This window comes from Pseudomonas pichavaramensis (assembly GCF_050473265.1).
Classification (GTDB): domain Bacteria; phylum Pseudomonadota; class Gammaproteobacteria; order Pseudomonadales; family Pseudomonadaceae; genus Aquipseudomonas.
On the sequence record NZ_JBJKFJ010000010.1, the window covers coordinates 185,254 to 208,914 of the forward strand.

Annotated in this window: 25 protein-coding genes, 2 CRISPR repeat arrays and 1 riboswitch (1 of these 28 only partly in view); of the genes, 18 read left to right on the forward strand and 7 right to left on the reverse strand. The window is 63.6% G+C overall.

Going from position 1 to position 23,661, the window contains the following annotated elements:
* Positions 1-1,156: direct repeats of the CRISPR family, unit length 29 nt; unit sequence GTGTTCCCCGCGCCAGCGGGGATGAACCG (it extends 894 nt beyond the left edge of the window).
* Between the two features lie 30 nt (positions 1,157-1,186).
* From ACJRW5_RS17615 to ACJRW5_RS17680, 14 genes are all read left to right on the forward strand, one after another.
* Complete coding sequence (locus ACJRW5_RS17615; protein ID WP_484571783.1) at positions 1,187-1,465, forward strand: hypothetical protein; 279 nt, start codon at positions 1,187-1,189, stop codon at positions 1,463-1,465.
* Positions 1,465-2,070, forward strand: a complete 606-nt coding sequence (locus ACJRW5_RS17620) for a hypothetical protein (protein WP_484571784.1) — start codon at positions 1,465-1,467, stop codon at positions 2,068-2,070. The genes ACJRW5_RS17615 and ACJRW5_RS17620 overlap by 1 nt, the downstream gene beginning before the upstream one ends.
* Positions 2,071-2,193: 123 nt before the next feature.
* Entirely contained in the window at positions 2,194-4,845 is a 2,652-nt protein-coding gene (cas3, locus tag ACJRW5_RS17625) for a CRISPR-associated helicase Cas3' (protein WP_484571785.1), read from the forward strand.
* A 72-nt stretch (positions 4,846-4,917) separates the two neighbouring features.
* Positions 4,918-5,169 carry a type II toxin-antitoxin system Phd/YefM family antitoxin gene (locus ACJRW5_RS17630; RefSeq protein ID WP_484571786.1) on the forward strand — a complete coding sequence of 84 codons (252 nt, stop codon included), beginning with the start codon at positions 4,918-4,920 and terminating at the stop codon, positions 5,167-5,169.
* On the forward strand, positions 5,169-5,594 hold the full coding sequence (locus tag ACJRW5_RS17635) for a PIN domain-containing protein (protein ID WP_484571787.1): 426 nt from the start codon (positions 5,169-5,171) through the stop codon (positions 5,592-5,594). Before ACJRW5_RS17630 ends, ACJRW5_RS17635 begins: the two co-directional genes overlap by 1 nt.
* 158 nt (positions 5,595-5,752) lie before the next feature.
* Entirely contained in the window at positions 5,753-7,249 is a 1,497-nt protein-coding gene (gene casA, locus ACJRW5_RS17640) for a type I-E CRISPR-associated protein Cse1/CasA (protein ID WP_484571809.1), read from the forward strand.
* Positions 7,246-7,788, forward strand: coding sequence for a type I-E CRISPR-associated protein Cse2/CasB (gene casB / locus ACJRW5_RS17645; RefSeq protein ID WP_484571788.1), 543 nt, complete (start codon positions 7,246-7,248; stop codon positions 7,786-7,788). Before casA ends, casB begins: the two co-directional genes overlap by 4 nt.
* 10 nt (positions 7,789-7,798) lie before the next feature.
* A complete protein-coding gene (gene cas7e, locus ACJRW5_RS17650; protein ID WP_484571789.1) occupies positions 7,799-8,941 on the forward strand; it encodes a type I-E CRISPR-associated protein Cas7/Cse4/CasC in 1,143 nt (380 codons plus the stop codon).
* A gap of 2 nt (positions 8,942-8,943) precedes the next feature.
* Entirely contained in the window at positions 8,944-9,606 is a 663-nt protein-coding gene (cas5e, locus tag ACJRW5_RS17655) for a type I-E CRISPR-associated protein Cas5/CasD (protein WP_484571790.1), read from the forward strand.
* Positions 9,581-10,195 (forward strand): type I-E CRISPR-associated protein Cas6/Cse3/CasE, encoded by a 615-nt coding sequence (gene cas6e / locus ACJRW5_RS17660; protein ID WP_484571791.1) that lies wholly within the window; start codon positions 9,581-9,583, stop codon positions 10,193-10,195. The genes cas5e and cas6e overlap by 26 nt, the downstream gene beginning before the upstream one ends.
* Positions 10,196-10,220: 25 nt before the next feature.
* Positions 10,221-11,054, forward strand: coding sequence for a KilA-N domain-containing protein (locus tag ACJRW5_RS17665; RefSeq protein ID WP_484571792.1), 834 nt, complete (start codon positions 10,221-10,223; stop codon positions 11,052-11,054).
* Complete coding sequence (gene cas1e, locus ACJRW5_RS17670) at positions 11,044-11,970, forward strand: type I-E CRISPR-associated endonuclease Cas1e (protein WP_484571793.1); 927 nt, start codon at positions 11,044-11,046, stop codon at positions 11,968-11,970. The genes ACJRW5_RS17665 and cas1e overlap by 11 nt, the downstream gene beginning before the upstream one ends.
* Positions 11,970-12,269, forward strand: coding sequence for a type I-E CRISPR-associated endoribonuclease Cas2e (gene cas2e / locus ACJRW5_RS17675; protein ID WP_484571794.1), 300 nt, complete (start codon positions 11,970-11,972; stop codon positions 12,267-12,269). Before cas1e ends, cas2e begins: the two co-directional genes overlap by 1 nt.
* A 66-nt stretch (positions 12,270-12,335) precedes the next feature.
* Positions 12,336-13,096: a CRISPR direct-repeat array (repeat unit 29 nt; unit sequence GTGTTCCCCGCGCCAGCGGGGATGAACCG).
* Positions 13,097-13,197: 101 nt separating this feature from the next.
* Positions 13,198-13,401, forward strand: a riboswitch (cobalamin riboswitch).
* Positions 13,402-13,454: 53 nt separating this feature from the next.
* The gene (locus tag ACJRW5_RS17680; RefSeq protein ID WP_484571795.1) at positions 13,455-14,135 is read left to right on the forward strand and encodes an energy-coupling factor ABC transporter permease; all 681 of its coding nucleotides are present in this window, start codon (positions 13,455-13,457) and stop codon (positions 14,133-14,135) included.
* A gap of 9 nt (positions 14,136-14,144) precedes the next feature.
* Here the strand turns inward: ACJRW5_RS17680 and ACJRW5_RS17685 are convergent, their stop codons facing one another.
* Positions 14,145-14,873 carry a hypothetical protein gene (locus ACJRW5_RS17685; RefSeq protein WP_484571796.1) on the reverse strand — a complete coding sequence of 243 codons (729 nt, stop codon included), beginning with the start codon at positions 14,871-14,873 and terminating at the stop codon, positions 14,145-14,147.
* A gap of 127 nt (positions 14,874-15,000) precedes the next feature.
* Here ACJRW5_RS17685 and amn point away from each other — a divergent pair, with 127 nt between their 5' ends.
* On the forward strand, positions 15,001-16,473 hold the full coding sequence (gene amn, locus ACJRW5_RS17690; RefSeq protein WP_484571797.1) for an AMP nucleosidase: 1,473 nt from the start codon (positions 15,001-15,003) through the stop codon (positions 16,471-16,473).
* Positions 16,474-16,579: 106 nt separating this feature from the next.
* Complete coding sequence (locus ACJRW5_RS17695) at positions 16,580-17,389, forward strand: hypothetical protein (RefSeq protein ID WP_484571798.1); 810 nt, start codon at positions 16,580-16,582, stop codon at positions 17,387-17,389.
* Here ACJRW5_RS17695 and ACJRW5_RS17700 read toward each other — a convergent pair.
* Positions 17,380-18,360, reverse strand: a complete 981-nt coding sequence (locus tag ACJRW5_RS17700; RefSeq protein WP_484571799.1) for a threonine dehydratase — start codon at positions 18,358-18,360, stop codon at positions 17,380-17,382. The two genes, ACJRW5_RS17695 and ACJRW5_RS17700, sit on opposite strands and share 10 nt — an antisense overlap.
* Positions 18,361-18,441: 81 nt before the next feature.
* Here ACJRW5_RS17700 and ACJRW5_RS17705 point away from each other — a divergent pair, with 81 nt between their 5' ends.
* Entirely contained in the window at positions 18,442-19,785 is a 1,344-nt protein-coding gene (locus tag ACJRW5_RS17705) for an aminotransferase-like domain-containing protein (RefSeq protein WP_484571800.1), read from the forward strand.
* Here the strand turns inward: ACJRW5_RS17705 and ACJRW5_RS17710 are convergent.
* Positions 19,775-20,218: a GNAT family N-acetyltransferase gene (locus tag ACJRW5_RS17710; RefSeq protein ID WP_484571810.1), complete on the reverse strand. Its 444-nt coding sequence runs from the start codon at positions 20,216-20,218 to the stop codon at positions 19,775-19,777. The genes ACJRW5_RS17705 and ACJRW5_RS17710 overlap by 11 nt on opposite strands.
* Before the next feature lie 59 nt (positions 20,219-20,277).
* Positions 20,278-21,309 (reverse strand): NADPH-dependent aldehyde reductase Ahr, encoded by a 1,032-nt coding sequence (gene ahr / locus ACJRW5_RS17715; RefSeq protein WP_484571801.1) that lies wholly within the window; start codon positions 21,307-21,309, stop codon positions 20,278-20,280.
* Between the two features lie 174 nt (positions 21,310-21,483).
* Here ahr and ACJRW5_RS17720 point away from each other — a divergent pair, with 174 nt between their 5' ends.
* On the forward strand, positions 21,484-22,053 hold the full coding sequence (locus ACJRW5_RS17720) for a pseudouridine synthase (protein ID WP_484571811.1): 570 nt from the start codon (positions 21,484-21,486) through the stop codon (positions 22,051-22,053).
* Between the two features lie 50 nt (positions 22,054-22,103).
* On the opposite strand, the gene ACJRW5_RS17725 is transcribed toward ACJRW5_RS17720, so the two are convergent.
* The 3 genes from ACJRW5_RS17725 to ACJRW5_RS17735 form a co-directional block, all read right to left on the reverse strand.
* Positions 22,104-22,496 (reverse strand): globin, encoded by a 393-nt coding sequence (locus ACJRW5_RS17725; RefSeq protein WP_484571802.1) that lies wholly within the window; start codon positions 22,494-22,496, stop codon positions 22,104-22,106.
* A gap of 75 nt (positions 22,497-22,571) precedes the next feature.
* Positions 22,572-22,790, reverse strand: coding sequence for a DUF2788 domain-containing protein (locus ACJRW5_RS17730; RefSeq protein WP_484571803.1), 219 nt, complete (start codon positions 22,788-22,790; stop codon positions 22,572-22,574).
* Positions 22,791-22,880: 90 nt separating this feature from the next.
* Positions 22,881-23,360 (reverse strand): Lrp/AsnC family transcriptional regulator, encoded by a 480-nt coding sequence (locus ACJRW5_RS17735; RefSeq protein ID WP_037051675.1) that lies wholly within the window; start codon positions 23,358-23,360, stop codon positions 22,881-22,883.
* Between the last annotated feature and the right edge of the window lie 301 nt (positions 23,361-23,661).

Below are 23,661 nucleotides of genomic sequence, written 5' to 3' on the forward strand. Positions count from 1 at the left end.
GGCTTTCTGGCGGGCCTGCTCGACGTGTTCCCCGCGCCAGCGGGGATGAACCGCCACTACTTGAGATCATGAGCGCCATTAAAGAGTGTTCCCCGCGCCAGCGGGGATGAACCGTGATCGGATGGAGAGCGAACCCCGCACCGAATGTGTTCCCCGCGCCAGCGGGGATGAACCGTTCAAGGGCGGCATCGAGGCGAAGCTGAAGCTGTGTTCCCCGCGCCAGCGGGGATGAACCGCACAGCTGCTGCTTTGTAGACACCTACAGCCTGTGTTCCCCGCGCCAGCGGGGATGAACCGCAACCAGCGGGTTACCCTCCAGTACCGGGGTCGTGTTCCCCGCGCCAGCGGGGATGAACCGCCCTTGCGGTACCGGTGCAGTGCGGTGCGGCTGTGTTCCCCGCGCCAGCGGGGATGAACCGAGTCGGGTGGAATGAATCTTTGGCAATAGCAAGTGTTCCCCGCGCCAGCGGGGATGAACCGGCGTACCGCAAGAGGTTTGGGATGCCTGGCGAGTGTTCCCCGCGCCAGCGGGGATGAACCGCGGCGCTTGGGCTTGTTCTGGCAGGCGGTGGCGTGTTCCCCGCGCCAGCGGGGATGAACCGAAAAAAGATGGCGGCATTCACATTCCTCCACGGTGTTCCCCGCGCCAGCGGGGATGAACCTGACTGACTGCGGCGCGAAGCTTGCTCCACTCGGCGTGTTCCCCGCGCCAGCGGGGATGAACCGCGCAAACTCTGACCGCGTACGAGTTGGTGCTGGTGTTCCCCGCGCCAGCGGGGATGAACCGTACGGAGTAGTGCTTTCAATTGCTTGTTACGTTGTGTTCCCCGCGCCAGCGGGGATGAACCGTGCGCGTGCTGCATGAGCTCCTGCAGGCCGGGCGTGTTCCCCGCGCCAGCGGGGATGAACCGGTTATGAGATTACCTAAAGCAGTAGTCAGAATGTGTTCCCCGCGCCAGCGGGGATGAACCGTTCGCGCGCGGCGTACTGTGCGAGCTGCCGTACGTGTTCCCCGCGCCAGCGGGGATGAACCGCGATACGTCGGCAGCAATGGCTATCAGGTCAGGTGTTCCCCGCGCCAGCGGGGATGAACCGGGCACAATCGGCGCCCTGCGCCGCGTAGTGGAGTGTTCCCTGCGCCAGCGGGGATGAACCACAGGAGATTTGCTGCATCCGGATGTTCGGCATGACGAGTGGCATCTTGCCGGCCATTACAGGGGATATGCAGACAACTCTTCTCTTGATCTATAAAATCTCTCGTTATCGTTTCACCGACCTTTGGAGGTCGCGCGTGACTGTACAAGCCCCAAGATCTGATAAAACCGACAATCCACATGTCGAGGCTGCTGAGCGCTTTCGTCAGCTTGCCCAAGTCCTGGCCGGTAACCCAGCAGAGGCGAAGGTGTTTCGCGTCAAAACCGGTGTATATAACGCCAAGGGCGAGCTCAAGGCGGCCTATCGCTGATGTATCAACAGCTTCCCTCTTTCGTCCTGGGCTTTCATGGGTGTGATCGAGAGGTCGGTGAAGCTGTCTTGGCCGGTAGTCATATTGCAGCAAGCGTCAATGATTACGACTGGTTGGGTGAGGGTGCTTATTTTTGGGAAAACAGCCCCGAGCGTGCACTCAGTTATGCGAAGTTTCTAAAAAAGCACGCTAAACGTGGCCAAGGTTCGATCAAGAATCCATTTGTCGTCGGAGCTGTAATCGACCTCAAGCAATGCCTGAACCTCACTGATGAAGGCGCTCTTTTGGAGCTCAAGGCCGCTCATGAACTCTTGCTGGCCTCCTCGGATGAGCTCCCGGTCAACGTTCCGGGCTTTCAGGGTGATCAAGACAATCTGAAGCGGCATTTGGATTGCGCAGTCTTTCAGACGCTCCATCAGGCTCGTGAGGTTGTCGGGCTTTCTTCATACGCATCTGTTCGCTCTCCTTTTCTGGAAGGGCCAGCCCTATATCCTGGGGCATCCTTTCGTCAGCAAACGCATGTGCAGATCTGTGTACGCGATATGACCTGCATCAAAGGCTACTTTCGTCCACGAAACGAAGACGGCTCACTTTTCCTGCCTTAGCACCCGCGCACAGGCGTTTATCGCCAATACGCTTGCCTGTTCCCTTCCTACTCGGCATTGCCTGTTTCTACGCGTGATGGCACTTTGTCGTGCGCGTTGATCAAGTAATGCAGGGCATGACAGATGAAAGGATTCGCTGATCTGAGCGACCAGGCTCGCCGTCTCTGGGCCAAGAGTGGCGATGGTTTTGGCCATGGTGTGCTGGCGCATTTGCTGGATGTGGCGGCGGTGGCCGAGCGGATGCTGGCGCATGAACCGGCAAGTACGCTGGAGTGGGCGAGTCAGGTTCTGGGGCTGCAGCGCGAGCATGTCGCCCGTTGGGTCGCCTGTTTGGTGGGGCTGCATGATTTCGGCAAGGCTATCCCCGGTTTTCAGGATAAGTGGCTGGAAGGGCGGCAGGCCGATGAGGCGCTTGGTCTGGCTTTCCCTGAGCGCGCGTTGAACGTGACCGATCATGCCTGTGCCAGTGCGGCGTTGCTCTGGGAGCATTTGCCGGGGCAGGGTATCGGCCATCTGCTGTGGATTCGCCATGCCTTGCAGGCCATCAGTGCCCACCATGGTTACAACTTCAACCAGAGCGAACTCAACCGCAGCAAGCCGCCCTTCGAGCCGCCGGCCTGGGGTGAGGCGCGCCGGGAAATCTTCGCGGCCTATTGGTCTGTACTGGCCCCGCAGGGTGCGCCGCAACGCGAGGCGCTGTCGCAACCGGCGGTGCAATGGCTGGCTGGGCTGACCAGCGTGGCCGATTGGATCGGCTCCAATCCGGACTGGTTTCCCCTGGGCGAGCGCCATGCGCTGCTGGCCGAGCATCATGCCGATGCCTGTTTGCGCGCGGATCAGGCCCTGCAGCAGATCGGTTGGCGAGCCTTCCAGCCGCTGCTGAAAGACTCGCCCACGGCAGATCATCTGATCGCGCAGATCGTCCAGCGCCCGAAGCTGACGGCGCGGCCTCTGCAGCGCGAGGCTGATCGTCTGCTCGATGGCGTGCAAGGCCCGGCGCTATTACTGGTCGAGGCGCCGATGGGCGAGGGCAAGACCGAGCTGGCCTTTCTCGCCCACCTGCGCCTGCAGGCGGCCAATCAGCATCGCGGGCTGTATGTGGCGCTGCCGACCCAGGCCACAGGCAATGCGTTGTTCAAGCGGGCGCTGACCTTTCTGCAGGGCTTCGCTGCCGACGCCTCGCTGGATGTGCAACTGATGCATGGCGGCGCCGGGCTCAACGAGCAGGTGCTGGCGCTGCGGGGCATCCACGGTGCGGCGGGCGAGGATGTCACCTCGTCGGCCTGGTTCTCCCAGCGCCGTCGGCCTTTGCTGTCGCCTTATGGCGTCGGCACCGTGGATCAGGCGCTGTTCGCCACGCTCAACGTCAAATATCACTTCGTACGCTTGTGGGGGTTGAGCAATCGCGTGGTGGTGCTCGATGAAGTACATGCCTACGACACCTACACCAGTGGCCTGATCGAAGCGCTGCTGCGCTGGCTCAAGGCGATGGGCAGTTCCGTGGTTCTGATGAGCGCCACCTTGCCGGCGCCGCGTCGTGATGCCTTGCTGCGTGCCTGGGGCGTTGCCCCGAAGAGTGCGCCCGAGCTGAGTTACCCGCGCCTGCTGCTGGCCGATGCGCGTGGCGTGGATGGTGGTACGTGCGACTCGCGGCCCTTGCCGCCGATTCAGCTCCAGGCCGTAACGGAAACCATCGACAGCCTGGCCGCCAAAGCCTGTGAGCTGGTGCAGCAAGGCGGTTGCGGTGCGCTGATCGTCAATACCGTGGATCGCGCGCAGGGCCTTTATCTCAGGCTCAAGGCCGAGCTGGGCGATGCCGTGCCGCTGCTGCTGTTTCATGCGCGCTTCCCGGCGGATCAGCGCAGCGAGCAGGAGCAGACCGTGCTGGCGTGCTTTGGCGAGCATGGTGAGCGCCCGGCCAAGGCCTTGCTGATTGCCACTCAGGTGGCCGAGCAAAGCCTGGATATCGACTTCGACTTCATGCTCACCGACCTGGCGCCGGTGGATCTGATCCTGCAGCGTGCCGGTCGCCTGCATCGCCATAAGCGTGAGCGGCCCGAGGCGCATCGCCTGGCGACCTTGTATGTGGCGGGGCTGACGCCCGAAGCCTTGCCCGATCTCAAGAGCACGGCCTGGGAATTCGTCTACGAGCCTTACATCCTCGGGCGCACCTGGGCGCTGCTGTCGCGCGAGCAGGAACTGCACCTGCCGCAGGATATCGACCGGTTGGTGCAGGCGGTGTATGACAGCGAGGATTTGCCGGCGGATCTGGCCGAAGCTGACCGCGCCTTTATCGAGGATGAAGCCTACGGTAGCCATCTAGGCAAACGGCAGACCGAGCGGATGATGGCGCGTAATGTTGCTATCGACCCGGAAGCCGAGCCACAAAACGCCTACACCCAGAAGAACCGTGGTTATGAAGAGGGTGAGGAAGGCTTGGGGCTGCCCAACTACACCCGCCTCGGCGATGATTCCGCGACCCTGATTCCCGTGCATCAGGTGCCCGGTGGCTGGAGCCTGAAAGCGGATGGCGAGGCCTTCGACCCTGCTCAGCCGCTGGCCAACGCGCTGGCCAAACAGCTGCACGCCCGCCAGTTGAAAACCTCACGTACTGCACTGGTCAAGCATGCACAGGCGCTGGAGTCGCCGCATGCGTTCAGCGAGCATCCGCTGCTGCGTCACCTCAAGCCGCTGGTACTGACTGACGGTTGCTTGCAGATCGGGCGTCTGACGGTGCGGCTGGATGATGAGCTGGGGCTGGTTTATCAGCGTTAGGTATCCGCAGGCTTGCTTGGGTGATGAGCAGGCGTATCATGTAGTTATGTTTCTACATTTATGGGGTGTGCCATGCAAACCATCCTGACCAGTCGTGAGTTCAATCAAGATGCCAGCGGTGCCAAGCGCGCTGCCAGCCATGGCCCGGTCTTCATCACTGATCGTGGTAAACCGGCTCATGTGCTGCTGAGCATTGAGGAGTACCAGCGCCTGACCGGAGGCCCCGGCAGTATCATCGACCTGCTGGCCATGCCGGCAGTCGAGGACATCGAGTTTGAGGCGCCGCGCGCGCAAGGCTTGTCGCGTCCGGTGGACTTGAGCTGATGTTCGTCCTCGACACCAATGTCGTGTCCGAACTGCGCAAGGCCAAGAGTGGCAAGGCCGACCCCAAACTGGTGGCCTGGGCACAGCGCCTGATGCCTGGGCAATTGTTCATTTCCGCCATCACCGTGCTTGAGCTGGAGACCGGCGTGCTGCTGGTGGAAAGGCGTGACCCTCTGCAGGGCAGCCTGCTGCGATCCTGGCTCGATGGCCACGTATTGCCCGGTTTCGCTGGGCGCATCCTGCCGGTCGATGCCGCTGTGGCGCAGCGCTGCGCGCAATTGCACGTCCCCGACCCACGTGCCGAGCGCGACGCTCTGATCGCCGCAACTGCGCTGGTGCATGGCATGACCGTCGCTACACGCAACGTGGCGGATTTTCAGCCCACTGGCGTTGCGCTGATCAACCCCTGGGAGTTTGCAGGCTGAACTGATCTAGCTCATTCCGTAATGGCACTTTGTCTGCTTTACTGCGTGTCTGTCTGATTCAGGGAGAGGGATGATGGAATCACGCGGACAACAGGGAACGGAGGTGTGGCATGGATGAGTCGTTCTGCCTGCTCGACGAGCCATGGCTGGCAGTGCGGATGCACGACGGGCAGGTACGTGAACTGGGTTTGCTGGCGCTCTTCGAACAGGCAGGCGAGATCAGCGCCCTGGCGGAAACCTCGCCACCGAGCCTGATCGCTCAATACCGGCTGTTGCTGGCAATCACCCACCGCGCCATCAGCCAGGCGCAAGGGCGCTGGACCGATGCCGAGCGGCTGCGCTGGTATCAGAACGGGCTGCCGCTGGCGGCCATTCGCGACTATCTGCAGCATTGGCGCGAGCGTTTCTGCTTGTTCCATCCGCAGTATCCCTTCATGCAGGTGGCGGCGCTGGCCGACGCCGAAGCCACCCGCGACAAGCTCAAACCCTGGACGCAGATTTCCCTGGCCAGTGCCAATGGCAATGCGCCAGTGGTGTTCGATCATTCCTGCGATCTGGCGCCACGCAGCATCGGTGCCGCCGATGCCCTGCGGACTTTGTTGGGTTTTCTGCAGTTCATACCAGGAGGGCTAGTTCAATCCATTCGAAGTTCAGATAAAGCGGGGCCTCTGTCGAATACTGCGGCCGTTATACCTGTTGGTAACTCGCTAGCAGAAACCCTGTGCTTATCACTTCACCCTCCAACGCAGTCGGGACACATAGACTCGCCTTGTTGGGAGCTTGCGCCACCGACGATTGATGATTTGCGTGGTGATCCTGTTCTGGCTAGTGGCCCTAATGATCGCTATACGCGGCTCACACGTGCCGTGATGTTTTTGCCTAATGAGCAAGGGCAAGTTCAATGGATTCGTTTTGCTGCTGGAGTTGCTTTAGGTGAGGATGTTCAGGCTCCTGATCCCATGGCCAGTTACCGTGCGGGGAGCAACAGCCTTGTTCGAGTAACCTTTACCGAAGGTCGAGCCGTTTGGCGGGATCTACCGGCGTTGCTTCCTCAAGTATCTGGAGTTATGTCTCAACCTGCTGCCATTTTGGAGTGGGCTGCGAACCTTAACTGGGCCAATGCAAGAGAGCAGCCGCTCCTAGTTGCTGGGCTGGCAACTGAGCCAGGTAAGGTCAAGTACTTGCGCTGGCGCTCCGAACGCATCGCCTTGCCAGCCAAGCTGCTGGCCTCGGCGGATCACGCCAACGAGCTACGCCGCTATGTGCGTGATGCCGAAGAGTTGTTCAGCGCCTTGCGCAAGTTGGCCACCGGCATGCTCGCCGAAACCCTGCCCGACCCCGGCAGCAAGGACACCTGGGCGCGTGCCCGCAGCCTGATCGATGCCGGCCCGGCGGGCACGCTGTACTTCGCCAGTGCCGAGCGCCATCTGGGGCGCACCATGATGCTCCTGGGCAACGACGAGTTGGACGAGGCCGAGGCGCTCTGGAAGCAGGGCCTGCATGATGCCGCCCGTGATGCCTGGCAGGCCGTGCTGGCTGGTCTTGGTCGTGGCGCCAGGGCCTTGCGCGCCGAGGCGCGCCACCATCCACGCCTGCTGGGGCTGCTGGCCCCGTTGCGGGCGACTCCCACACCTGACAAGGAGGTTCGCGCATGAGTGAGTTTGCGCAGGGCTTTATTACGCATTTACAGCGTCTGCAGGAACGCGACCGTGGCGCCCTGGCCGTGCTGCGTCGCAGCCTGAGTTTTGCGCCGGGCGCCTATCCGCCGGCTTATCCCTATGTGGAGCGCTTCGTCGCGGCAGAGCGGCATGCCCAGGATGCTTCGCGCCTGGCGCTGTACCTGACGGCGGGGCTGTTCGCGGCTCACCCGGAGCAAGGTGCCAAGAGCCTGGGCACAAGCCTCGGCGAGCTGATGCGCAAGCGCGACAGCGCCAGTATCGAGCAGCGTTTTATCGCCTTGCTCGGTGCCGATGCGGAAAACCTCGCGTTGTATCTGCGCCAGATCATTAGCCTGCTGGCCGCCGATGACCGAGCCCTGGACTACGGCGTGCTGCTGCGCGACCTGAGCGTTTGGCTCAACCCCTATATCGATGCCGAGCGCCGCGACAACGTGCGTCAGCGCTGGGCGCGGGACTTCTATCGCGCCCTGACGGCGCCTGCTGCCGAATCTACTGAACAAGCTGCCAACGACTGAGAGGGACATCATGAGTCTGTTTGTCGAATTTCACCTGATCCAGAACTTCGCGCCATCCAACCTCAACCGCGACGACACCGGCGCGCCCAAGGATGCCCTGTTCGGCGGCTATCGTCGCGCGCGGGTCAGCAGCCAGTGCTTCAAGCGCGCTATCCGCCTGGCGGCGCAGGAGCACGAACTGGTCGCACCGGAGTATCGCGGCGTGCGCACCAAGAAGCTCAAGGCGCTGCTGCAGGAGCGCCTGGCCGGGCGTGACGCGCTGGAAGCCGAGGGCAAGATCGAAGTCGCTCTGGCCGCTGCCGGCCTCAAGCTCAAGGACGATGGCAAGACGGAGTACCTGCTGTTTCTCGGCGAGGCCGAGGTCGCCGGTTTCGCCAGCCTGATCGAGCAGCACTGGGACGAGTTGGCAGTTGCTCCCGCAGGTGGCGAGAAGAAAGGCAAGAAGGAAGCCAAGGCCAGTGCCCCGGCGGATGTGGTGAAAAAGGCCAAGGCCCTGCTCGACGGCGGCAAGGCGGTGGATGTGGCGCTATTCGGGCGCATGCTCGCCGATATGCCGGAGGTCAACCAGGACGCCGCCTGCCAGGTGGCCCATGCCATCAGCACGCACCGTGTGGAGCGTGAGTTCGACTACTTCACCGCCGTCGACGACAAGGGCGGGCCGGACGAAACCGGCGCCGGCATGATCGGTCAGGTGGAGTTCAACTCCGCCACCTTGTACCGCTACGCAGTGGTCGATGCCGGCAAGCTGCTCGGCAACCTGCAGCAGGATCGCGAGCTGACCCTGTCCGCACTGGAGGCCTTTACCCAGGCCATGGTGCGCGCCATTCCGACTGGAAAACAGAACACCTTCGCCGCGCATAACCTGCCGAGTTTCGTCGGCGTCTGCCTGCGTCATGGCGGCCCGCTGAATCTGGCCAATGCTTTCGAGAAACCCATCAGCGCCCGTCAGGATGCAGCACTGACCAGCCAGTCGGTCAGTGAATTGGCCCGCCACGAGAGCCAGCTGGCGGCGGTGTATGCCGATGCACGCGATCAGTGGGCGTACCTCGATCTGAGCGAGGCCTGGCCGGCGCAGAAGGGCGCGCAGGTGCAGAACCTGGGCGAGCTGGCGACCTGGGTACGGGCGCAGGTCGCCGCACAACTGGAGGGCTGAGCATGGCCACCCTGTTGCTGCGTTTGCAGGGGCCGATGCAATCCTGGGGCACCACCAGCCGCTTCGATGAGCGCGATACCCAGTTGGAGCCTTCCAAATCGGGCGTGCTCGGGCTGGTCTGCGCCGCGCTGGGGCGTGACCGCCAGGAGCCGGTCGAGGATCTGGCGGTGCTGCGCATGGGTGTGCGTGTCGACCACGAAGGCGTACCGATGCGCGATTACCAGACCGCCACCGGTGTGCTGATCGCCACCGGCAAGTCGGACTTGCGCCGCACCGTGGTCAGCCCGCGTTATTACCTGTCGGATGCCGCCTTTCTGGTTGGCCTGGAGGGTGCGGATGAAGCCCTGCTGACGCGTATTCATGCCGCCTTGCGTGCCCCGCACTGGCCGTTGGCGCTGGGCCGCAAGAGCTTCGCACCGGGCATGCCGGTGTGGCTGCCGGATGGTCTTTCTCCTCTGCCGCTGGAGGCGGCGTTGGCGCACTACCCACGGCTTGCCAGTGCGCGTCGGAGCGACTCGTCAGCGCCCCTGCGCTGCCTGCTGGAGGATGATCAGGAAGGCGCCATCCGCCTGGATCAACCCGTCGCACCTTTTGCCGAACGCCGGTTCGGCCCACGTTACGTGAAATCGGGAGTGCTGCATGTACCTGACCAGACTGACGCTTGACCCGCGCAGCGCTCAGGCGCGCCGTGACCTGGCCGACGCTTACGAAATGCACCGCACCCTGGCGCGTGCCTTCGTAGCTGATGAGCACAGCACGCCGACACGTTTTCTCTGGCGTCTGGAGGCCGGTAGCAATGCCTGGGCCAGCCCCGTGGTGCTGGTGCAGTCGGCGCAAGTTGCCGATTGGTCGGTATTGCAGGGGCTGTCCAATTACCTGCAGCGCGAAGTCGAATGCAAGCCGCTCGAACTGCAGCGCTGGATTGAGGGCGGTGGCCGTTATCGCTTCCGTCTGCTGGCTAACCCGACCGTGACCCGCCAGGGCAAGCGCTATGGCCTGGTCGGCGAGCAGGAGCAGCTTGCCTGGCTGGGCCGGCAGGGCGAACGCCATGGTTTCGCGGTCGAGGCGGCGCTGGTTACGGCCAGCGATGTGTTGGCCAGCCGCAAGGGGGAGAGCCGTATCAGCCTGCAGCGAGTGTGCTTCGAGGGGCGTTTGCAGGTGCGTGAGCTGACGGCTTTCAGCTGCGCGCTGGAACAAGGCATCGGCCCTGGCAAGGCATTCGGTTGCGGGCTGCTCAGCGTGGGGCGCGGCTGAATCGGGAGCTGATCATGGAGGCAGCATGAAAGCCAAACTGCAGGTGCTGGAGCAGGACATTAATACGCATATCAAGGATGGTGTTGAGTACATCTCCATAACGGATATCGCACGATACAAAAATGCGGATCGAACCGACGACCTGATCCGCAACTGGTTGCGCAATCGCAATACCATCGAGTTTCTGGGTATCTGGGAGCAGCTCAATAATCCAGATTTTAAACCCGTCGAATTCGACGGGTTTAAAAAGCAGGCAGGCCTCAACAGCTTCACCCTGACGCCCAAGCAGTGGATCGAGCAGACCGGCGCCATCGGGCTGATTTCCAGGGCTGGACGTTACGGCGGCACCTTTGCCCAGAAGGATATTGCCTTCGAGTTCGCCAGCTGGATTTCGGTGGAGTTCAAGCTCTACCTGATCAAGGAGTTTCAGCGCCTCAAGGAGCAGGAGTTTCAGCAGTTGGGGTGGGACATCCGGCGCAATCTGGCCAAGGTCAATTACCTGATCCACACCGACGCCATCCGCGAGAACCTGATTCCCGATACCTTGAGTCCGCAACAGATCAGCTTCGTCTATGCCAGCGAGGCGGATCTGCTGAACGTGGCGCTGTTCGGCGTCACAGCGCGGCAGTGGCGCGAGGCTAATCCCGAACTCAAAGGCAACCTGCGTGATCATGCCAATGTTCAGCAACTGGTGTGCCTGGCCAATCTGGAGTCGATGAATGCGCATTTCATTGGTGAAGGGCTTGCCCAATCCGAGCGTTTGCAGCGCCTGAACGCGTTGGCCATTCGGCAGATGCGTGTGCTGATTCAGGCGGCGCAGGTGTCGCTGATCGAGGAGGGCACTGAGCATGGCCGGTAATCTGTTGCCACCTCTCAAGCCTCTGCCGATGAAGGACCGGGTGTCGATGATCTTCGTCCAGTACGGGCAGATCGACGTACAGGACGGAGCCTTCGTGGTCATCGACAAGACCGGCGTGCGCATGCACATCCCGGTCGGTTCGGTGGCCTGCATCATGCTCGAACCCGGAACGCGCGTCTCGCATGCCGCCGTGCATCTGGCGTCCACTGTCGGCACCTTGCTGGTGTGGGTGGGGGAGTCCGGTGTGCGTTTGTACGCCAGTGGTCAACCGGGTGGGGCGCGGGCGGATCGGCTGCTGTATCAGGCCAAGCTGGCGCTGGACGACGAGCTGCGCCTGAAAGTGGTGCGCAAGATGTACGAGCTGCGCTTTCAGGAGCCGGCGCCGGCCCGGCGTAGCGTCGAGCAACTGCGTGGTATCGAGGGCGCGCGCGTACGCGAGACCTACAAGCTGCTGGCCAAGCAATACGGCGTGGACTGGCGCTCGCGCAACTATGACCGCAAGGAGTGGGATGCAGCCGACATCCCCAATCGCTGCCTGTCGGCGGCGACTTCCTGCCTGTATGGCATCACCGAAGCGGCGGTGCTCGCGGCTGGCTATGCCCCGGCAGTGGGCTTTATCCACACCGGCAAGCCGTTGTCCTTCGTCTACGATGTCGCCGACCTGTTCAAGTTCGAGACGGTGGTGCCGCTGGCCTTTCGCATCGCGGCCAAGGAACCACACCAGCCGGAACGGGAAGTGCGCCTTGGCTGCCGTGATCTGTTCCGCTCCAGCAAGATCCTCGGCAAGATCATTCCCACCATCGAAGAGGTGCTGTCCGCTGGCGGTATTTCGCCGCCCGAGGCGCCGCCGGAGTCCGTGCCGCCCGCGATTCCCAATCCGGAAAGCATCGGCGATGCCGGGCACAGGGCGCAGTAATGGCCTTTCTGGTAGTGGTGACCGAGAACGTCCCGCCGCGCCTGCGCGGGCGCATGGCGATCTGGCTGCTGGAAGTGCGAGCGGGCGTCTATATCGGCGATGTATCCAGGCGTACCCGTGAAATGATCTGGGAGCAACTGAGCCAAGGCCATGAGGATGGCAACGTGGTCATGGCCTGGGCGAGTAACCATGAGTCCGGCTACGAGTTCCAGACACTAGGCCCAAACCGCCGCCTGCCGGTGGACTTCGACGGCCTGAATCTGGTCGCGTTTCACCCCATGGAAAACCCCGATCTTTAACAAGAAAAAGTTGGTAGATTTTTAGCGGCCAATTTTCTCTTTTGAGAACAATTGGTTACGCTAAGTGTGTTCCCCGCGCCAGCGGGGATGAACCGTGGCAGCGGCAAACGGGCGGGGTGGTCGATATGTGTTCCCCGCGCCAGCGGGGATGAACCGGCGCCTGCAGAAGTGCTTGGAGGTGGCCAATGGTGTTCCCCGCGCCAGCGGGGATGAACCGCTCGTCGCGCGGGTCATGCTCTCGCAGCACCGGTGTTCCCCGCGCCAGCGGGGATGAACCGTGTGCGGCACCCTCATGAATCAGTGGCGGCGCGTGTTCCCCGCGCCAGCGGGGATGAACCGCCGGCCACCACCGCCGCCCAGCGCCTGGACGAGTGTTCCCCGCGCCAGCGGGGATGAACCGGCCTCGGAAAGTGCAGGCACGCCCTGCTGCAGGTGTTCCCCGCGCCAGCGGGGATGAACCGCGCGGCGCCGTCGACTCGATGATCCTAACCGCGTGTTCCCCGCGCCAGCGGGGATGAACCGTGGACGCGCGAGGGAGGGTCTGGTTTGTCGATGTGTTCCCCGCGCCAGCGGGGATGAACCGGCGATGGTCGTGAGCCTGAACCGTGCCAAGGAGTGTTCCCCGCGCCAGCGGGGATGAACCGTGCTTTGGACGGATCAGTTCAGCCAGTTGCTTGTGTTCCCCGCGCCAGCGGGGATGAACCGCTCATGTGCACAGCGCAACCCCAGCGCGCTGGGTGTTCCCCGCGCCAGCGGGGATGAACCGCTCAAGGGCGAGTTCGAGGCCTTCAACCTGCAGTGTTCCCCGCGCCAGCGGGGATGACCCGGTCGAGCAGCGCTTCGGCCTGCCTGGCTTTGCCATTTTCCCTACTCCAGTAGGGTTGAACCCAACTGACTGCTGAGGCGCTGTTTTTTGCCGCGGTAGACGAGTACTCTGGCGGCCGATGGTTCTGCGTGCGCACGCGTCACGCGGATGAAAAGGGAACAGGGTGCGGCGACTCTCGCCAAGGCCCTGGCTGCCCCCGCAACTGTAAGCGGCGAACGACACCCCTTGTGCCACTGACGATGGTCGGGAAGGCGGGTGAAGTGGCAAGCCGTGAGCCAGGAGACCTGCCATCGCTCACGGGCGTATTGCCCTTTCTCCCATCCGAATCGTCGCGCGGTGGGCGCGGCCAAGGAACCCCAATGCATATCGAACCCGGTGTCGTCGAAGGCGCCAAGATCCTGCTCAGCTACGCAACCGCCGTCAGCGCTCTCGGCCTCACCGCCAAGCTCGCCCTGGACAGCATCCGCAACAACGGCGGCGTCGCCGCACTGGCACTGCGCAGCCTGCTGACCACTGCGCTGGTGTTCTGCTTCTTCGAGGTTTTCCCGCACCACGCCGTGGGCGTTTCCGAGGTTCACCTGATTCTCGGCTCGACCCTCTTGCTGCTGTTCGGTGCAGGCGCTGCCGCCATCGGTCTGGCTGCCGGGCTGCTGCTGCAAGGCCTGTTTTTCGCGCCGTTCGACCTGCCGCAGTACGGCATGAACGTCACCACGCTGCTGCTGCCGCTGTGGGGTATCAGCCTGCTGGCCAAGCGCATCGTTGCGCCGGGCACCGCCTATGTGGACCTTTCCTACAAGCAGGCGCTGGCGCTGTCGACCGCCTACCAGGGCGGCATCGTCGCCTGGGTGGCATTCTGGGCCGTCTATGGCCATGGCTTCTCCAGCGAAAACCTGGCGGCGGTGGGCAGTTTCGGTCTGGCCTACATGAGCGTGATCCTGATCGAGCCGCTGGTCGACCTGGGCGTGCTGGCTGCAGCCAAGACGCTGTCGCGTTTCAGTCAGGGGCCGCTGTTCAACGTGCGTCTGCACCAGGCCGCCTGACCTCGCTTATCAGCGGCGGCGTTGCCAGATCATCTTGCCGGTATTGCTCTCGGTGACCAGATACTGGTCACTGAAGCGGTAGTAGGCCGCAGGTTGAAAGTCGGCAGCGCCTGCCAGACGCACCATCAGCACGCCGTCCTGGCTGCGCCAGTGGCCGCTGTATTGCACTTCGCCCGGGCTGTCGTAGCTCCAGTCCGTGCCACCGCCAGCCGAGCGGCTCCATTGCGTGACACTGCCGTCGGGGTTCAGTTGGAGGGTCATCAGGGTGTTGAACGAGGCAAAGCTGGCGCCGCCGCTGTTGATGATCTTCTCGTGCACCCAGGTGCCGACCAGTGCCGGGTCCCGTGTATCGGCGGCGGCAGGTGTCGCTGCAGCCTGCGCTGGCTCGCGTTGAAACAGCGCCTGGCGCTCCAGTACCTGGCCGTTGCGCGGATCGCGGGCGGCAATCGATACGTTGAGCATCGCGTTGGCGTAGGTGGCGTTCATGTTCGCCAGTAGCTGACCGGATTGCGGGTCGCTGATCTCGGCGCGTAGCAACTGACCGTCGTAACTGCCCTTGAGCGTCAGGCGCAGACTCTGGTTTTCCACATAGTGTCCCTCTACCCGATTGCCCTGGTGGCGAAGGATCAGCTCTGTCGGTTGATCGTCCACGGTGGTCTGGTAGCGGCCATCGAGTTCGCCGGCATGGGCGCCGGTACATGCGGCGACGGCCAGCAGTAGACTGAATGCACGGAGCATGACGATGACCTCTGGGGAATTGTCTTAAGCCTAGCTGCTGGCATCGTGCCGTGAGCGTCGTCGCGCTATGTTTTCGTCAACGTATGCAGGCAAGATAGAAGTGTTCGTTCAGTCAGGAAGATGCATCGTGAAAGCCTGCTCAGATGATTTCATCGTTGTTCACACCCCCGAGGAGGCGGTGGACCGTCTCGCCGCCTTGTACCAGGAGGCCACTGGTGCCTTGAGCCAGGCGCTCAAACGCTATCTCAAGGAGCGCATCCGTCCGGATGCCAGCGAGCACTGCCTGTTTCGTTACCCCGAAATACGCCTGACCTACCTGTGCCAGGGCGAGGTGCCGACCACGGTGCGTGCTTATGCCAAGGTGCAGGTGCCGGGTACCTACGCGATCACCGTGACCCAGCCGGCCGCGTTCCGCAAATACTTGCTGGAGCAGATGCGCCCGCTGATGAACGACTTTACCGTGCGCGTGGAAGTCGGCCGCAGCCAGCAGAACATCCCGTATCCATACGTGGTCGAGGGTGGCGATGAGCTGGCCGGCAGTGGCGTGACCGCCGCCGAGCTGGCGCGGGTGTTCCCCAGTACCGACCTGTCGGCGGCCACCGACGGCACCGCCGACGGTCTGTACGACTGGGAAAACATCGATCCGCTGCCGCTGGCACTGTTCGATGCGGCGCGCACCGACTTCTCGCTCAAGCGTATCCAGCACTACACCGGCAGCGACTGGCGTCATGTACAACCGTGGATTCTGCTGACCAACTATCACCGCTACGTCGACCAGTTCATTCGTCATGGTCTGGACATGCTGGTGGGCAGTTCGCGTTTCAACCGCATGGTGCTGCCGGGCAACGTGGTGATCAGCCGCGGCATGACCGAAGGCGAGATGCAGGCGATCATCGAGAACGTGGTCTGGCACCGCTACCAGATGCCGGCCTATCACCTGCAGGCCGAGGATGGTCACGGCGTGACCCTGGTCAACATCGGCGTCGGCCCGTCCAACGCCAAGAACATCACCGATCACCTCGCCGTGCTGCGTCCGCACTGCTGGCTGATGATCGGCCACTGTGGCGGTCTGCGCCAATCGCAGACCATCGGCGACTATGTGCTGGCCCACGCCTATATGCGCCGCGACGGTATTCTCGATCGCGTGCTGCCGCCGCATATCCCGCTGCCGGCGCTGGCCGAGGTGCAGCAGGCGCTGCAGGAGGCTGCCAAGCTGGTGACCGGCGAACAGGGCGACGAGCTGAAGAAGCGCCTGCGCACCGGCACCGTGCTGACCTACGACGACCGCAACTGGGAGCTGCGCTGGGCCCAGGAACGACCGCTGATCAACCTGTCACGTGCAGTGGCGGTGGACATGGAGAGCGGCACCATCGCCGCGCAAGGCTATCGCCTGCGGGTGCCCTACGGCACGCTACTGTGCGTATCGGACAAACCCCTGCACAGCGAGATCAAGCTGCCCGGTGCGGCTGGCGCTTTCTACGAGCGCGCGGTGACCCAGCACCTGCACATCGGCATCGCCGCGCTGGAACTGATGCGCAGCCAGCTCGACTCGCTGCACTCGCGCAAGCTGCGCAGTTTCGACGAACCACCGTTCCGCTGACGAGTACCTGCGTGGCCTGGCGCACAGTCCGGCCACGCCTTTGCGGCGCTGTATCGGCGCTTTGCCTTAGACTCCTTGCCCGTCATGGACGAACGAGGCAATACGCATGGAACAGGCGCGTCTGCTGCTCACCGCGTTGTGGGAGCCCTTCAGCTTTTTCAGTCTTTTCCTCTACACCGGCCTGGCCTTGTTGCTCGGCGCTGGCGCTGGTCTGCTGCTGGCGTTCAAGCTGCAGCGCCTGGGTTGGCTGGCACGCAACAAGCGCTGGCACCATTTGTTGCTCAAGCTCTACTTCCTGTTGTTGCCGCTGGCAGGTGGTTTTCTCGGCTTTCAGGGTGGTGTGTTGTACGGCAGCCAGCAGCAGATCTACCGCCACCTCGACAGTTACGCACCGCTGGTGCAGGCGATGGCTGACGACATCTGGGCCGACTTCCAGGCCTATGTCGAGACTCAGGACGAGCAAGGGCTACTGGCAGTGCGTGAGGTCAGCGTGCAGGCGTTGCTTGACCAACTGGCGATGGATTACCTGCGCAGCGCGCGGCAGGCGGAGACGGTCGAGCGTGTCGACGCTTCGGCGACCGAGCGGATCGCCCTGGACCTGCTCGACCGTCTGCGTGCCAGTCTCTTGGGCAAGGCTATCGGTGAGCTGGCCGTGGAGAAGACGTCCCGTTACAGCGGGCTCAACGAGAAGGTGCTGACGCAGGTGCTGGATGCGCGTATCGGGCAACTGTTCCAGGCCGACTTCCTGCTTGGTCTGCTCAAGCGACAGATTGGCCATGTGTTCAAGCCGTTCTACATCGCCCTGCTGATCCAGCTTGGCTTGCTGCTGGCATTGCTCGCGGCGGAGTGGGGCGTTTCCCGCTGGTTGCGGCAAACCCCCGTTCGCCTTGCCGTCGAGCCTCTTGCTCAGCGCTGATTTGAGGCGGCAGCAGCCTCGTCAGTCAGCAGCTCGGCGAGCACGCGCCGGTCGATATTGGCGCCACTCAGCACCACGGCCACGCGCTGCCCTGCATTGAGCTCGCGTTCCTGCATCAGTGCCGCCAGTGCCGCAGCACCGGCACCTTCGGCGAGGTTGTGGGTATCTTCGTGATAGCTGCGGATGGCATCGCGGATCTCGTCGTCGTCGACCCGCACGATGCGTGCGGCACCGGCGCCGATCATCTCCAGCGCCAGTGGCTGCGGTTGGCGGCAGGCCATGCCGTCGGCCAGGGTGTCGGCGCGCTCGGTCTCTACCAGGCGGCCCTGTTCGAAACTCTGCGCGTAGGCATCGGCACCGCTGGCGACCACGCCGACGATTTCGGTGTCGAGGCCGAGCAGGTCGCGGGCACGGATCATCCCGCAGATGCCCGAGCCCAGGCCGATGGGCACATAGACCCGGCGCAGGTTCGGTACCGCCTCCAGCAGTTCAAGCGCGTAGGTGGCCACGCCGCGCACCAGATCCTCATGCAGTGAGGGCACCCAGTGCAGGCCGTCACGTTCGGCCAGACGTGCCGCCTCGATACGGGCCTCGTCGAAGTCGCAGCCATGCTCGATCACCTCGGCGCCAAGGGCGCGCATGGCGGCGTTCTTTTCGCGTGCGTTGCCATGCGGCACCAGAATGCGGATCGCCAGCCCCGCTGCGCGTGCAGCCAGCGCCAGGCTTTGCCCGTGGTTGCCACGGGTGGCGGTGATCAGCCCGCGCACCTGCGGCTCGCGGCGCAGCAGCGCATCGATGTAGACCAGACCGCCGCGTACCTTGAAGGCGGCAGTGGGTGCGTGATTCTCGTGCTTGACCCACACCTCACAGCCCGTGCGTTCGCACAGCAGTGGCCAGCTCAGTTGGGGAGTGGGGGCCATGTGGCGGTAAACCAGTTGGGCGCTCTGGCGCAGTTGGGTGAGGTCGAACATGGCAGGGGCTCCGGGTGACGTTGACCCGAATGCTAGTGCGCGGGCATTGTATGGGTAAATATTTATATTGCATGGCAAACAATGTGGCTCCCTGATCTGCAAGACAGCTCCCTGCCCACTTACCTCGCACTGGTCGAGGCCATCGCCACGGCGATCGGCCGGGGCGAACTCAAGCCAGGCGAGCGTCTGCCGCCGCAGCGCCGCCTGGCCTGGACGCTGGGTATCAACCCGAGCACGGTGATGCTCGCTTACCGCGAGGCAGCACGGCGCCACCTGGTTTCCGGCGAGGTCGGCCGCGGCACCTACGTGCTCGCCGGCAGCCGCGAGGCGAGCCTGTTCCGCCTCAAGCAGCCGACCGCGCAGGGTGACCTGATCGACTTGTCGACCAATGTGCCGGTGCATGACCCGGACAACCGTGACCTCTCTACCAGCCTCGCCACGCTGGCGGCTCGCGGCGAGCTGGATGCGCTGCAGGCCTATCCCTCGGCGGCACTGGTCGAGCGGGCTCATCTGGCGGCTGCCACCTGGCTGCGGCGGCGCGGCCTGGAGCTGGCGCCGGGTGGCCTGTTGCTTTGTGCCGGCGCCCAACAGGGGGTGTCGGCGGCTTTGCTGGCGCTGTGCGAGGCCGGTGAGCCGATTCTGGTAGAGCGCTATACCGCGCCGGGAATCAAGGCAGCGGCACGCCAGCTGCGATTACCCTTGCACGGCGTGGTGATGGACGAGCGCGGCATTCTGCCCGATGAACTCGACCGCCAGGCGCGGGCCACGGGCGCGCGCGTAGCGGTGCTCACCCCCTGCCTGCAGAACCCCAGCGGCGCCAGCCTGGATGCTGAGCGCCGTGCTGCCATTGCCGAGGTGGCCCGGCAGCGTGGGCTTTGGCTCATCGAGGATGACGTCTACGGCGTGTTGGGCAGCGAGGCGCCGCTGGCGGTGCAGCTTCCCGAGCGCTGCCTGCTGATCAGCAGCCTGTCCAAGAGCGTCGCGCCGGGTCTTCGCCTGGGTTTTATCGCCGGCGCGCCAGAGTTGCTCGAACGCATCGACCCCGAGGCCCAGGCCACGCGCTGGGCGGTTACGCCGCTGAGTCTGGCGCTGGCCTGCGAATGGATCGAGAGCGGCATCGCCGAACAGCGCCTGAACTGGCAGATCGACGAGTTGCAGCAGCGCTGGCGCCTGGCAGCGCGCATTCTTGGGCCGCGCATGCCGCAGGGCAGGGCGGTGGCGCCGCATCTGTGGCTGGACGGTGCAGCGCCTGTCGGCCTGGCCGAAGCCTGCCGGCAATACGGTGTGGAGGTGGTGCCCGCTGAGGTCTTTGCGGTCGAGGCCAATCCGGGAAATGCGGTGCGCGTCAGTCTCGCCGCGGCGGCCAGTCGCGCCCAGCTCAAGCAGGCGCTGGAAGCGATCGCGGCGGCCTGGCCTATCGCTTGAGCGTCATATGCAAGATGGGGAAGGGCCTGCCGCCGCCGTCCAGGCGCGAGCGGTCGGCCACGACGAAGCCCAGGTGCTGATAGAAACCTACAGCCAGTGGATTCTGTTCGTTGACGTCGACCCGGGTGGCGCCCAGTTCGTCGATGGCATGGCGCATCAGTCTTTTGCCTACGCCCTGGCCGTGGCTGGCCGGGTCGACGAAGAGCATCTCCACCATGCCTTCTGCGCTACCGAGAAAACCCAATATCCGTCCTGAATCGTCTCGTGCGCAGGTCAGTCGAACGGCTGGGAAATACTGCGTGCACAGCAGCGGCTTGATTACCTGCAGGTCGCTCTCCGGCAGGAAGTGGTGGGTGGCACGTACGGCGGCCTCCCAGATTTCCACCAGCGTGGGCAGTTCGGCATCGGTGGGGGCGTTGAGCATCAGCGGCATGGCGGCAGGCATCTTGGATCAAGCAGGGCGCAGAGCATGCCAGCTCTGCGCCCGTGCTGTCATTTGCTGGCGTCGAGCACCACGCGGTAGCGCGCCTTTCCGCTGCGCAAATGGTCGATGGCCGCATTCACCTGGCTCATGGGAAATTGCTCGACCTGCGGCAGAATCTGGTGCCGTGCGCAGAACTCGAGCATGGTCGCCATGGTTTTCGGTGAGCCGACCGGCGAGCCGGACAGGCTCTTCTGCTGCGGGATCAGATTGAACACGTGCACCGGGATGGCGCTGGGCACGATACCGACGAAGTGCAGCCGCCCCTTGCCGCGCAGGGTGCCGAGCAGGGCGATCCAGTCGAGATCCGCGCTGGCGGTGACCAGGAGGAAGTCCAGGGTGCCGGCAATCGCCTTCATCGCCGCGCTGTCGGTGGAGGCCACCACCTTGTGTGCGCCCAGGCGTTTGGCTTCGTCCTGCTTGTTCAGCGATGAGGTGAAGGCCGTCACCTCGCAGCCCCAGGCGTTGAGAAAGCGCAGCGCCAGGTGGCCGAGGCCACCGATGCCAACCACGCCGACACGATCGGTGGGCTTGATATCGAATTCCAGCAAAGGGCTGAACACCGTGGAGCCTGCACAGAACAACGGGCCGACCAAGGCCGGGTCGAGCCCTTCGGGCAGCGGCACGGCCCAGGCCCAGTGCGCGCGCAGCCGGTCGGCGAAGCCGCCGTGGCTGCCGACGATGGTCGGTTTGACCGAGCGGCACAGCTGGTGCGAGCCCTCCATGCAGGAGCCGCAGTGCATGCAGCTGCCCTTGTACCAGCCGATGCCGACGCGCTGGCCCAGCTCGAGGCCGCGTACCTGCTCGCCGAGGCGGACAATGCTGCCGACCACTTCATGGCCGGGGATGAAGGGGTAACGTGCATTGCCCCACTCGTTGTCGATCATCGACTGGTCTGAGTGGCAGATGCCGCAATATTCCACTGCCACCTCCACCTCTTCGGCGCCGAGTGGGCCGGGGTCGTAGCTCAGGCGCTCCAGAGGCGCCTTGGGCGCTGTGGCGGCCCAGCCGGTGAAAGTGGCGAGTTCGGCGCTGCTGCTCATGGAAGGCTCCTGAGTGCTGAGGGTGAATCAGCAGCTTAGTCGCTGCGCAGCAGCGTAGAAGCACCATCAGCGCCGCTTATCGTGGGTTACACTGCACGGCCCTGTTCCGCTGAAGCCCGTTGCATGTCGCGCCCTCGTCCTCCCGCCAAGTATCGTCCTGCTGCGCCACGCCGTGTGGCCAAGGCGCCGCCCGCGCAACCGCGTCTGCTGGTGCTGAACAAGCCGTTCGATGTGCTCACCCAGTTCAACGACGACCAGGGGCGCGCCACCCTCAAGGATTTCGTCGAGGTGCCCGGCGTGTACCCGGCCGGACGTCTGGATCGCGACAGCGAAGGCCTGCTGTTGCTGACCAACGATGGCAGCCTGCAGGCACGTATCGCCGACCCCAAGCACAAGCTGCCGAAGACCTACTGGGTGCAGGTGGAAGGTGAGCCGAGCGAGCAGCAACTGCAGCAGTTGCGCGATGGCGTGACGCTCAATGACGGCCCGACCCTGCCGGCCGAGGCGCGGCGGCTGGATGCGCCCGAGCTGTGGGAGCGCAACCCGCCGGTGCGTTTTCGCAAGAGCGTGCCGACCGCCTGGTTGGAACTGGTGATTCGCGAGGGGCGCAACCGCCAGGTGCGGCGCATGACTGCTGCAGTCGGCCTGCCCACCCTGCGTCTGGTGCGCGTGGCCATCGGCCCCTGGCGTCTGGAGGGGCTGCAGCCTGGCCAGTGGCGCGAGGTCGCGGCCAGGCTGGAGTGACACTCAGGCGTTTTGTCGCAGCGCCCGGGTGCCGGCGAACATGACCTGGGTCAATAACCGGCCTTGATCACGGCGATACCTTTGTTCAGCACTTCACGCCAGGCCTGACGCACATCGGCGTCGCATTCCTTGTCGTGTTCGCTGATGGTCAACAGCAATGCATCGAGCCACAGGTCGTAGAGTTCGGGGCGGATGTCCAGACGCTGGCGCGAGTGCGACTCGCCGAGGGCGCGCAGCTTGGTATCGGGCATGCCGCGTGCGTGCATCACCAGGTTCATGATGCCCTGGCGCAGCAGCTGCTTCTGCGCGCTCATGTCGGTGTCGACGAACTTGTCGCGGATCAGCGGCGAGCTGGCGAGAAAGTGACGATAGAAATCATCGAAGAAAACCGGGCTGGCGCAGCAGCGTCCATAGCTCTGCATCACCAGATTGGCGGCGCTCATATGCAACTCCTTGTTAATGGCGGGGCGTTTCTGCTCGTGGCAGGGGCAGGTCTGGTGTACTAGGGGCTGACAACCTTATCCGTGGATACCGCGTGTGGTCTCGATGATGTAGGTGATCAGCGGCTTGGCCAGGAAGGCGAACAGGCACAGGCCCAGGCCCAGGAACAGGATCGCGGTACCCAGGCGGCCGGCCTTGGACTTCTTCGCCAGGTCCCAGATGATGAAGAACATGAACAGAATCAGGCCGCCCACCAGGACGTACATCATCAGCGCTTCGAATTGTTCGGTTTCCATGGAGCCTCGTGATTCGGACGGAAAACGCGGGGCGAGAATTATACGCGCCCTGACTTGGACCGCAGCATGATCCGTTTCTCCCTGCGACTTTCAGTCGCGCAGGTGCTGTAGCGGCAGTTGCGTACTGGAGAGAATCTGCTGCAGCACGAAGCTCGAGCGCACGCTGGAGACACCGTCGATGCGGGTCAATGTGCCTAGCAGCAGCTTCTGATAGTGATCCATGTCCGGCACCACCACCTTGAGCTGATAGTCAGCGTCCATCCCGGTGACCAGGCAGCATTCCAGAACCTCGGGGCATTTGCGGATTTCCTCCTGGAAATGCTCGAAGCGTTCCGGGGTATGCCGGTCCATGCCGATCAGCACGTAAGCGGTCAGGCTCAGGCCGAGTTTCTTGCGATCCAGCAGGGCGACCTGGCCGGTGATGTAGCCGTCGTCTTCCAGCTGCTTGACTCGCCGTGAGCAGGGCGAGGGCGACAGGCCGATACGCTCGGCGAGCTCCTGGTTGGACAGGGCAGCATTGCGCTGCAATTCGGCGAGAATGTTCAGGTCGTAACGGTCGAGTTTGTCCATTTTTCTGCTGGCTCATTATTTGATTGCGATAAATAGTGCTCCTTTAGCGGTAAATTGCGCAATTGGTAAGTTTGTAAGCAATCTTAGCAATCTTATTTCGGCGGGATGGGCGTAAGCTTTCTCTCAGTTTCACGGCCCGGACGATAAGTCCTACCGGCATCGCCCAATCAGGTGAGTCGGCGCCGACGGTCCTACCGGATCGCACCGGCACCCGGGTCCGCACTGCCCAACCAGGCGGGCGAAGAAAGCGGCGACAACATCGCCAGCACCGGACAGATTTCCCGAGGGGCCGCGAGGCCCC